General features: G+C 62.9%; 9 protein-coding genes. 2 read left to right on the top strand and 7 right to left on the bottom strand.

All coding sequences use genetic code 11. The annotated features are described in order from the left end of the window. Window positions 1-619 (bottom strand): amidohydrolase family protein (locus tag HMPREF1546_RS13055; RefSeq protein ID WP_021752026.1); only part of this gene is annotated, 619 nt, incomplete at its 3' end. 281 nt (window positions 620-900) lie between these two features. Here HMPREF1546_RS13055 and HMPREF1546_RS13050 point away from each other — a divergent pair. After that, complete coding sequence (locus HMPREF1546_RS13050) at window positions 901-3,039, top strand: 5'-nucleotidase C-terminal domain-containing protein (protein ID WP_021748213.1); 2,139 nt, start codon at window positions 901-903, stop codon at window positions 3,037-3,039. A gap of 77 nt (window positions 3,040-3,116) precedes the next feature. Here the strand turns inward: HMPREF1546_RS13050 and HMPREF1546_RS13045 are convergent, their stop codons facing one another. The 6 genes from HMPREF1546_RS13045 to HMPREF1546_RS13020 all read right to left on the bottom strand — a co-directional run bounded on the left by HMPREF1546_RS13045 (window position 3,117) and on the right by HMPREF1546_RS13020 (window position 7,654). Beyond that, on the bottom strand, window positions 3,117-3,653 hold the full coding sequence (locus HMPREF1546_RS13045) for a dihydrofolate reductase family protein (protein WP_021748212.1): 537 nt from the start codon (window positions 3,651-3,653) through the stop codon (window positions 3,117-3,119). Between the two features lie 122 nt (window positions 3,654-3,775). Beyond that, window positions 3,776-4,573 (bottom strand): pyrroline-5-carboxylate reductase, encoded by a 798-nt coding sequence (proC, locus tag HMPREF1546_RS13040; RefSeq protein WP_021748210.1) that lies wholly within the window; start codon window positions 4,571-4,573, stop codon window positions 3,776-3,778. Window positions 4,574-4,611: 38 nt separating this feature from the next. After that, window positions 4,612-4,890 carry a hypothetical protein gene (locus HMPREF1546_RS13035; protein ID WP_025545159.1) on the bottom strand — a complete coding sequence of 93 codons (279 nt, stop codon included), beginning with the start codon at window positions 4,888-4,890 and terminating at the stop codon, window positions 4,612-4,614. A 41-nt stretch (window positions 4,891-4,931) separates the two neighbouring features. After that, window positions 4,932-6,179 (bottom strand): glutamate-5-semialdehyde dehydrogenase, encoded by a 1,248-nt coding sequence (locus HMPREF1546_RS13030; protein WP_021748208.1) that lies wholly within the window; start codon window positions 6,177-6,179, stop codon window positions 4,932-4,934. 99 nt (window positions 6,180-6,278) lie between these two features. After that, entirely contained in the window at window positions 6,279-7,094 is an 816-nt protein-coding gene (proB, locus tag HMPREF1546_RS13025; protein ID WP_081692217.1) for a glutamate 5-kinase, read from the bottom strand. Further along, window positions 7,091-7,654, bottom strand: coding sequence for a hypothetical protein (locus HMPREF1546_RS13020; protein WP_021748206.1), 564 nt, complete (start codon window positions 7,652-7,654; stop codon window positions 7,091-7,093). The genes proB and HMPREF1546_RS13020 overlap by 4 nt, the downstream gene beginning before the upstream one ends. A 143-nt stretch (window positions 7,655-7,797) precedes the next feature. Between HMPREF1546_RS13020 and HMPREF1546_RS13015 the strand changes: the two genes are divergently transcribed. Next, window positions 7,798-8,520: a ClpP family protease gene (locus tag HMPREF1546_RS13015; RefSeq protein WP_021748204.1), complete on the top strand. Its 723-nt coding sequence runs from the start codon at window positions 7,798-7,800 to the stop codon at window positions 8,518-8,520. Window positions 8,521-8,573 lie beyond the last annotated feature (53 nt).

Genomic DNA, 8,573 nt, shown 5'->3' with positions numbered 1-8,573 from the left:
GGGGGTGGGAGGCGGGGGAGAGCTCTCCGGCGGCCTTCCGCTCGGCGATCATGCCGTCAATGACACCGGCGTTCTCGCAGTGGAAGCCGGCGATGCCCCCCAGCCGCTTCAGCTCCTTCAGTGCCCAGTAGATGTCCCGGTCGCCGATCATCATGGCGGGATAGGTGAGATACATCTTGAAAGAAGAGATGCCCTGGGCGAACATGTCCGGCAGCTCTGCCCGGATGGACTCGTTCCAGTCGTCGATGGTCATGTGGAAGCCGTAGTCGCAGAAAGTCCTGCCGTCCGCCTTCTGATGCCACAGGTCCAGGCCGTGGTGCAGGGACTCGCCCTTGTTGGGGCAGGCGAAGTCGATGACCGTAGTAGTGCCGCCCCGCAGGGCCGCCCGGGAGCCGGTGCAGAAATCATCCGCCGTGGTGGTGTTCGCCACATCCAGGTCAAAGTGGGTGTGGGCGTCGATAAAGCCGGGGAAGAGGAAACAGCCGGAGACATCCACCTCCCGGTCTGCGGCTTGAGGTCCCCGGCCCACCCAGGCGATCTTCTCCCCGTCCAGCAGCAGGTCGGCCCGCCGCTGTCCGGCACCGGTGATGATGGTCCCGCCCCTGAGCAATGTGGTCATAAATATACCTCCTTGTGTGTCTGCGGCACGATGCGGCCGCCCGGCGGCAGGCTGCCGGGAAGCTCCGGCAGACGCTTTTTTTCAGTATAACACCCGCCGCAAGGGAATGCCAGAAGTGCGGGTAGAAAAAAATTGCGCTTCTTCTACAAAAAACGTGGGATATTTCTGGTGGTTTTTTTCGAAAAATCCGCGAAGTCCCCTCTGTCCATTTTTTCCAGATGTGCTATACTATATCCATACCACGGGAGGTCATCTCCCGCGCTTTCAGAGGAGGTAACAGAATGAAAAAGAAAGTCTTGTCCCTGCTGCTGGCGGTGGTCATGACGTTCTCCCTGGCCGTCACCGCCAATGCGGCGGAAGAGACGGCACAGGATCTGGACGGCGACATCGTCATCCTGCACACCAATGATGTGCATGGCGCCATCAGCGGCTATGCCAAAGTGGCCGCGCTGAAGGACGCCTACGAGGCCCGCGGCGCCTACGTCCTGCTGATGGACGCCGGTGACTTCATCCAGGGCGATCCCACCGTCAGCACGTCTGAGGGCGCCACCGCCGTGGAGCTGATGAACCTGGCCGGCTACGACGTGGCCAGCATGGGCAACCATGAGTTCGACTACGGCTACCAGAACCTCAAGGATCTGGAGGCGGACGCCGACTTCACCATCGTGGACGCCAATGTCCTGTACAACGGCCAGGTGGCCTTTGAGGACAACGTGGTCTTCACCGCGCCCGACGGCACCAAGATCGGCGTGTTCGGCCTGGACACCCCGGAGACCGCAACCAAGGCCCACCCCGCCAAGATCCAGGGCGTGACCTTCCTGGCCGGCGATAAGATGTTCGACTGCGCGCAGGATCAGGTGGACGCACTGGAGGCAGAGGGCTGCGAGTACATCATCTGCCTGGGCCACCTGGGCATCGATGCCGAGTCCACCGGCAACCGCTCCATCGACCTGCTGGAGAAGGTGGACGGCATCGACGTGTTCATCGACGGCCACTCTCACTCCACCCTTGAGGACGTGAAGGCCGCCGCTGGCGGTACCGGGAAGGTGGGCGACACTCTGGTGACCTCTACCGGCACCAAGCTGGAGAGCGTGGGCGTGGTCACCATCGATGCCGACGGCACCATCACCACCGCCACTACCCCCGTTGCCGACCTGACCGCCACGGATGCTGATGTGGCTGCCCGCGCCGCCAAGATCCAGGCGGAGATCGACAAGGAATACGGCACGGTGTTTGCAAAGACCGAAGTGGCCCTGAACGGCGAGAAGGAGCCCGGTAACCGTACCGAGGAGACCAACCTGGGCGACCTGATCTGCGACGCTCTGGTCTGGGGCGCCGAGCGTGAGGGCACTGAGGTGGACGCGGCTGTCACCAACGGCGGCGGCATCCGCGCCTCCATCGCCGCCGGCGACATCACCAAGAAGGATATCAACACTGTGCTGCCCTTCGGCAACACCCTCTCCATCGTGAAAGTCACCGGCGCCGAGCTGCTGGAGGCTCTGGAGGCTTCCACCTACTGCACGCCCACCTCCATCGGCGGCTTCCCCCAGGTGAGCGGCATCGAGTTCACCGTGGACACCACCAAGGCCTATGACCAGGGCGAGCAGTATCCCGGCTCCACCTACTACGGCCCCAAGAGCATCCAGCGCGTCACCATCGAGACCGTGGGCGGCGAGCCCTTTGATGCCAACGCCACCTACACCATCGCCACCAACGACTTCATGGCCGCCGGCGGCGACACCTACTATGCGTTCGCGGCTGCCTCCGTCAACTATGACCTGGGCCTCTCTATGGACGAGGTGGTCATGGACTACATCACCGACGAGCTGAAGGGCACCGTCACCGAAGAGGCCTACGGTCAGCCCGCTGGCCGCATCACTGTTGACCAGGGCCTGGCCTTCACCGACGTGGCGGCGACCTCTCCCTACTATGACGGCATTGAGTGGGCCGTGGACGAGGGCATCACCAACGGCACCACCGCCACCACCTTCTCTCCCTACCAGAACTGCACCCGTGCCCAGATCATCACCTATCTGTGGCGCGCCGCCGGTTCTCCGGAGCCTGCTAGCACGGAACCCGCCTATACCGATGTGACGGACACCAGCCTGTACTTCTTCAAGGCCGTCCAGTGGGCCAGTGAGCAGGGCCTGGTGGAAGGCGAGACCTTTGATCCCTATGCGGGCTGCACCCGCGCCATGGCGGTGTACTTCATGTGGGTTGCCGCCGACAGCCCCGAGGCTGCTGCCGCTTCCTTCACCGACGTGGCCGCTGACGCGGACTACGCCGCCGCGGTGAACTGGGCCGTGGCCCAGGGCGTCACCCTCGGCACCGGTGACGGCAGCACGTTCTCTCCCGACACCGTCTGCCAGCGGGGCCAGATTGTGACCTTCCTGTACCGGGCCGCCAACGCCGCTGCCTGAGCGACAGAAGTCAGATCTTCTCAAATCACAAAACAACAGCCGCAGGGAACGCTCCCTGCGGCTGTTGTCTATCTGCCTTACCGGCCCCGCCGGCTGTACTCCAGAATAGGGATGCCGTCTGAGACCGTGCAGCGGTCCAGATGGAGTTCCACCGGCGGAATCCCCTCCTGAAACAGCCGCCGGCCCTTGCCCCGGATCACCGGCAGGATGCCGACGATATACCGGTCTACGGCGTCGGCGCGAATGAAGTCGGAGGCCAGCTCTCCACCGCCGAACAGCCAGATGTGCTTGCCGGGCCGGTCCTTCAGCGCCAGAACTTCCGCCACCACATCGGCGGAGAGAAAGACAACCCTGCCCTCCGGCGCCCGAGGTGTCCGGGAGGCCACCAGGAATCGCTTTTCCGCCGCTTCGGGCAGAGAACTAAGGCAGTCCTCATAAGCCTTTCGACCCATAACGATGGTGTCGCAGGATGCCAGGAAGCCGTCGAAGTCGAAGTGGTCCGCCGTGTCGGCCCGGACATCTCCCTGGCCGCTGATCCATGCGAAGCCGCCGTCCTCATCGCAAATGAAGCCATCCAGGCTGATTGCCAGATTCAAGATGATGTCCCGTGCCATACATGTCCTCCTGTCAAAAAGATGGGAGAACGATCATACCACATCTCGCCGTCTGCTGGCAAGTCCCGCAGGCGGACAAAAAATGCCGTGGCCGGAGGCAGCTGCCTCCGGCCACGGACCGTTCACTTCATCTCCGCACTCTTCTCATAGGCGGCGATGACCGCCTCCATCACTGCGCTGCGGAACCCGCCGGCCTCCAGCGCCCGGACGCCCTGGATGGTGGCGCCGCCGGGGGAACAGACCGCATCCTTCAGCGCACCGGGATGGCGGCCCGTCTCCAGCATCAGCCGCGCGGCGCCGATCAGCGTCTGGGCGGCGCACTCCATCGCCATGGGACGGGTGAGGCCGCAGGCCACGCCGCCGTCCGCCATGGCCTCGATGAAGAGGTCCACAAAGGCCGGTCCGCAGCCGGCCACGGCGCTGCCGGCGTCCATCAGATGGTCGTCCAGGGGCAGCAGCCGCCCGGCGCCTGCCATGTTCTCCAGGAACGCCGCTTCCTCCTCCGCCGTGACGCCGTCGCAGGTGTAGAAGATCACGCCCTCCCCGATGGCAGAGGGGGTATTGGGCATGATGCGGATCAGGGGCCAGTCCCCGCAGCCCCGCTCCCGCAGGTCGGGGATGGTGAGGGCCGCCGCCATGGACACCAGCACGAACCGGTCCTTCCGCGCCGCCAGCACGGGGCCGATCTTCTCCATCAGCCCTGCCACCATATAGGGCTTCACGCCCAGGAAGATGTAATCTGCCCCAGCGGCCACCGCCGCATTGTCCACAGCCCGGCAGTCCAGCTCCTGGGCCAGGGCCTCCGCTTTGGCGGCGGAGCGGTTCGCCAACAGGATCTCCCCGCCGGACAGCCGCTTGCGGGCCGCCCGGGCCAGGGCGCCGCCCATATTTCCGGTGCCGATAAAACCAAATGTCGCCATTGTGCATCAACCTCTTTTTTCAAATCAGAATCAGATGTTCAGCTTCGCTTTTTTCCGCAGCACCATCCTGTCGGACCCAGGGCCGCGCCGCCCAGGATCACCAGTCCGTAAACAGCGCAGGGAAGGTACAGCTGCACCAGTGCTATTCCGGTACCAGGCCCGCCGGAGACAGTGCGCATCTGCAGGTACAGCCCCATCGCCGCAGCGGAACAGACCGCCGACGGGATGCCCAGCGCCTGCTTCAGGTGTCCGGCGGGGATGAGCAGCACGGTCGACAGAAGCGCTGCAGCCAGCAGGGAGAGAATGATCGCCGCCATAGAGACCATCCCCTCTTGGCGTTTTAACTTCCGGCAGGCGCTTACCGCACCTGTCCTTCACCGTAAATGACGTACTTGCAGCTGGTCAGCTCCTCCAGTCCCATGGGGCCCCGGGCGTGCATCTTCTGGGTGGAAATGCCGATCTCCGCCCCCAGACCGAACTCGCCGCCGTCTGTGAACCGGGTGGAGGCGTTGACGTACACCGCCGCCGCATCCACGTGGTCCAGGAAGTGCTGGGCCTTGAAGTAGTTCTTCGTGATGATGGCCTCGGAGTGCTGGGTGCCGTGGGCATTGATGAAATCGATGGCCTCATCCATGCCGCCTGCCGTCTTGACAGCCAGGATGTAGTCGTCGTACTCGGCGTCCCAGTCGCTGTCTTCTGCCGGTACCGCCCGGGTGCCCAGGATCTCCAGGGCCTCCGGGTCCGCCCGCAGCTCCACGCCCTTCTCATCCAGAAGGGGAAGGGCCTTTTTCCAGAAGTCCGCCGCCACGTCCCGGTGGACCAGCACGCACTCCACGGCGTTGCACACAGAGGGACGGGAGCACTTGGCATTGAAGAGGATGCTGGCACCCATGTCCAGGTCTGCCTCATCGTCGATATAGATGTGGCACACGCCCTCGCCGGTGCGGATCACTGGTACGCTGGCCTCCTTGGCCACGGCCCGGATCAGCCCGGCGCCACCCCGGGGGATCAGCACGTCCACATAGCCGTCCAGGTGCATCAGCTCATTGGCGGTCTCGTGGCTGGTGTCCTGCACCAGGGAGATGCAGTCCTCCGGCAGACCTACGGACCGCAGGGCCTGACGCATCAGCTCCGCCACACAGCGGTTGGAGCGGATGGCCTCCTTGCCGCCCCGGAGGATACACACATTGCCGGACTTCAGGCACAGCGCCGCAGCGTCTACGGTGACGTTGGGCCGGGCCTCAAAGATGATGGCGATGACCCCCAGGGGCACCCGCCGCCGGCCGATGATAAGGCCGTTGGGCCGGGTTTCCATCTTGTCCACTCTGCCAATGGGATCCGGAAGGGCGGCCACCTGCCGCACGCCGTCCACGATGCCTGCCACCCGTTCCGGCGTCAGGGTCAGCCGGTCCAGCATGGCGGGGCGCATCCCCGCCTCCTTCGCGGCGGCCACGTCTTCTGCGTTGGCGGAGAGCCACTCTGTCTGCCGCTCTGTCAAAACGTCCGCAATGGCATTCAGCGCCGCGTTTTTCCTGGCCGTCCCGGCGGTGGCCAGAACGTAGGTGGCGGCCTTTGCCGCCTGTCCCTGCTGCTGTAATGCTGTCATATCGTCACACCTTTCTTGAAAGAGGAATTAGGAGTTGGAAATTTAGGGGTCCGGCGGATCCGGACGAATTTCAAATCATTCCGCTGGGGGTGCAATCCATCAATTCCTAGTTTTCCCCGATACAAATCGCGTTCCAATGTCCTTCCCCTCCGCGATGCCGTACAGGTCTTCCATCCGGCTGCCGTTGGTGATGACCATATCGCACCCGGCCTCCATGGCAATGCGGGCAGCGGAGAGCTTGGTGGCCATGCCGCCGGTGCCCCGCCAGCTGCCGGCGCCGCCGGCCATCTCCAGGATCTCCGGCGTCAGCTCCGTCACCTGGTGGAGGAGCTTTGCCTCCGGGTGAGTCTTGGGGTCCGCGTCGTACAGCCCATCGATGTCGCTGAGCAGTACCAGCAGATCCGCCCGGCACAGCTCCGCCACGATGGCAGAGAGGGTGTCGTTATCGCCCAGGACCTTATGGCGTCCGGTCTCGATCTCGGCGGAGGAGACGGAGTCATTTTCGTTCACCACAGGGATGACCCCCATCTCCAGCAGGGCGGAGAAGGTGTTGGACAGGTGCTCCGCCCGCTCCGGGTCCTCCACATCATCTCCTGTCAGCAGGATCTGGGCCATGGAGCGGTTGTACTCGGAGAAGAATTTGTCGTAAATGTGCATCATCCGGCACTGGCCCACCGCAGCGGCTGCCTGCTTCATCCGCAGCTCCTTCGGCCGCTCGGACAGCCCCAGCTTGGCGGTGCCGACAGCGATGGCACCGGAGGACACCAGGATCACCTCATGCCCCATGCCCTGGAGATCCGCCAGGGTCCGCACCAGATGTTCCATGCTCCAAAGGTCCAACGCGCCGGAGTTATGGGTGAGGGTGGAGGTGCCCACCTTCACCACAATGCGCTGTTTGTTCTGTTCCAAAGTTATGTTCCTCCTTGGGTGGTAATTGGTATCATATCGCTGATCCCCAGCAGTTCCAAGGCGTCCTGGTAGTCCCCGGAGGTGACGTTTTCCTCCAGCTGGGCCATGATCTCCTTGTAGGAAAGTCCAGTTTCAATATCCCACAGGGGACGGCAGATAGTCAGTATCTGAGAAAGTGCCTCCAGATCCAGATAATTGCTCTCCAATAGCGTTTCCTCTAGTGCCAAGAGATAGAGATACACGTGGGGATGCGGGGAAGTCTCTCTCCCGGCGTTGGAGACATAGTCCTGTTTGAGGGCAACAGAGGTCCGCCGCACCCGGACTAGGTTTTCCTGAATGCGATCATCCTCCAAGGGAGCCTCCAGGGCAAGAATATCCGGATCACCCAGATCCTCAGATAGGGCACAAAGGTACTGGTCCAGCATTTGCAGGCTCCGTCGGAAGGCTTCCCGTTGCCCCACCGCTTCTTGCTCCACCTGAACAGAGCCCCCCATTCCAAAAGCCATAACTAGAGCGGCGCAAACAATCAGGATCTGAGCCCAGGGGATTTGAAAATGCTGTTTCATAGGAATCTCCTTATTGAGAAGGGCCAGAGTAGGAGATTAGATACTTTAGATGTTTTATCATATCACAGGAACCGGCAAAAAGAAAGTCCAGCGCGTACTTTTCATAAAATTGCAGAGAATACCGGGGAAAAGGAGGGTTTACCATGACAGAACGCACCAAACCTGCGGACACCACAGAGGAAAATGACGAGAGCGGAAAGGACGGCGCCCAGCAGATCGTGGACTTCGGCTCCGCCCTGACCAAAACACCCCACGGCTCCGTGTACTGCATGACCATCATCGGCCAGATCGAGGGCCACAACACCGCCGCCAGCGGTGCCAAGACCACCAAGTACGAGCATGTGCTGCCCCTGCTGGCCAAGCTGGAGGAGAGCGAGGAGGTGAACGGCGTCCTCTTCCTGCTGAATACCGTGGGCGGCGACGTGGAGGCGGGCCTTGCCATCGCGGAGCTGATCGCCGGCATGACAAAGCCTACGGTCTCCATCGTCCTGGGAGGAAGCCATTCCATCGGCGTGCCTTTGGCAGTGGCTGCCCGACGGAGCTTTGCCGTCCCCAGCGCCGCCATGACCATCCACCCGGTCCGCATGAGCGGCACGGTCATCGCCGCCCCCCAGACCTACAACTACTTCCAGCGGCTTCAGGATCGGATCGTGGCCTTCGTCTCCAGCCACAGCCAGATCACGGCTCAGAAGTTCCAGGCCCTGATGCTGAAAAAGGACGATATGGCCGCCGACGTTGGCAGCGTGGTCTATGGAGAGGAGGCAGTGTCCCTGGGCATCATCGACCAGGTGGGCGGCCTCTCTGACGGACTCCAGTGCCTCTACCGCCAGATCGAGGAGGCCAAAGGAAAGCGGGAGACATCCTGACCTCAGACCGCGGGACAGGAAAAACGGCAGGCGGGGAGCCTACGGGCTCCCCG

The sequence above is a fragment of the Oscillibacter sp. KLE 1745 genome, assembly GCF_000469445.2.
Classification (GTDB): domain Bacteria; phylum Bacillota; class Clostridia; order Oscillospirales; family Oscillospiraceae; genus Oscillibacter; species Oscillibacter welbionis.
Note: the sequence above shows the minus strand (reverse complement) of the source record. Positions and strands in the feature narration are given on the sequence as shown.

Bases quoted from the DNA above. Each gene is read 5' to 3' on its own strand.
- HMPREF1546_RS13050 (WP_021748213.1), top strand. From the start codon at position 901: ATGAAAAAGAAAGTCTTGTCCCTGCTGCTGGCGGTGGTCATGACGTTC.
- HMPREF1546_RS13045 (WP_021748212.1), bottom strand. From the start codon at position 3,653: ATGGCACGGGACATCATCTTGAATCTGGCAATCAGCCTGGATGGCTTC.
- proC (WP_021748210.1), bottom strand. From the start codon at position 4,573: ATGGCGACATTTGGTTTTATCGGCACCGGAAATATGGGCGGCGCCCTG.
- HMPREF1546_RS13035 (WP_025545159.1), bottom strand. From the start codon at position 4,890: ATGGCGGCGATCATTCTCTCCCTGCTGGCTGCAGCGCTTCTGTCGACC.
- HMPREF1546_RS13030 (WP_021748208.1), bottom strand. From the start codon at position 6,179: ATGACAGCATTACAGCAGCAGGGACAGGCGGCAAAGGCCGCCACCTAC.
- HMPREF1546_RS13020 (WP_021748206.1), bottom strand. From the start codon at position 7,654: ATGAAACAGCATTTTCAAATCCCCTGGGCTCAGATCCTGATTGTTTGC.
- HMPREF1546_RS13015 (WP_021748204.1), top strand. From the start codon at position 7,798: ATGACAGAACGCACCAAACCTGCGGACACCACAGAGGAAAATGACGAG.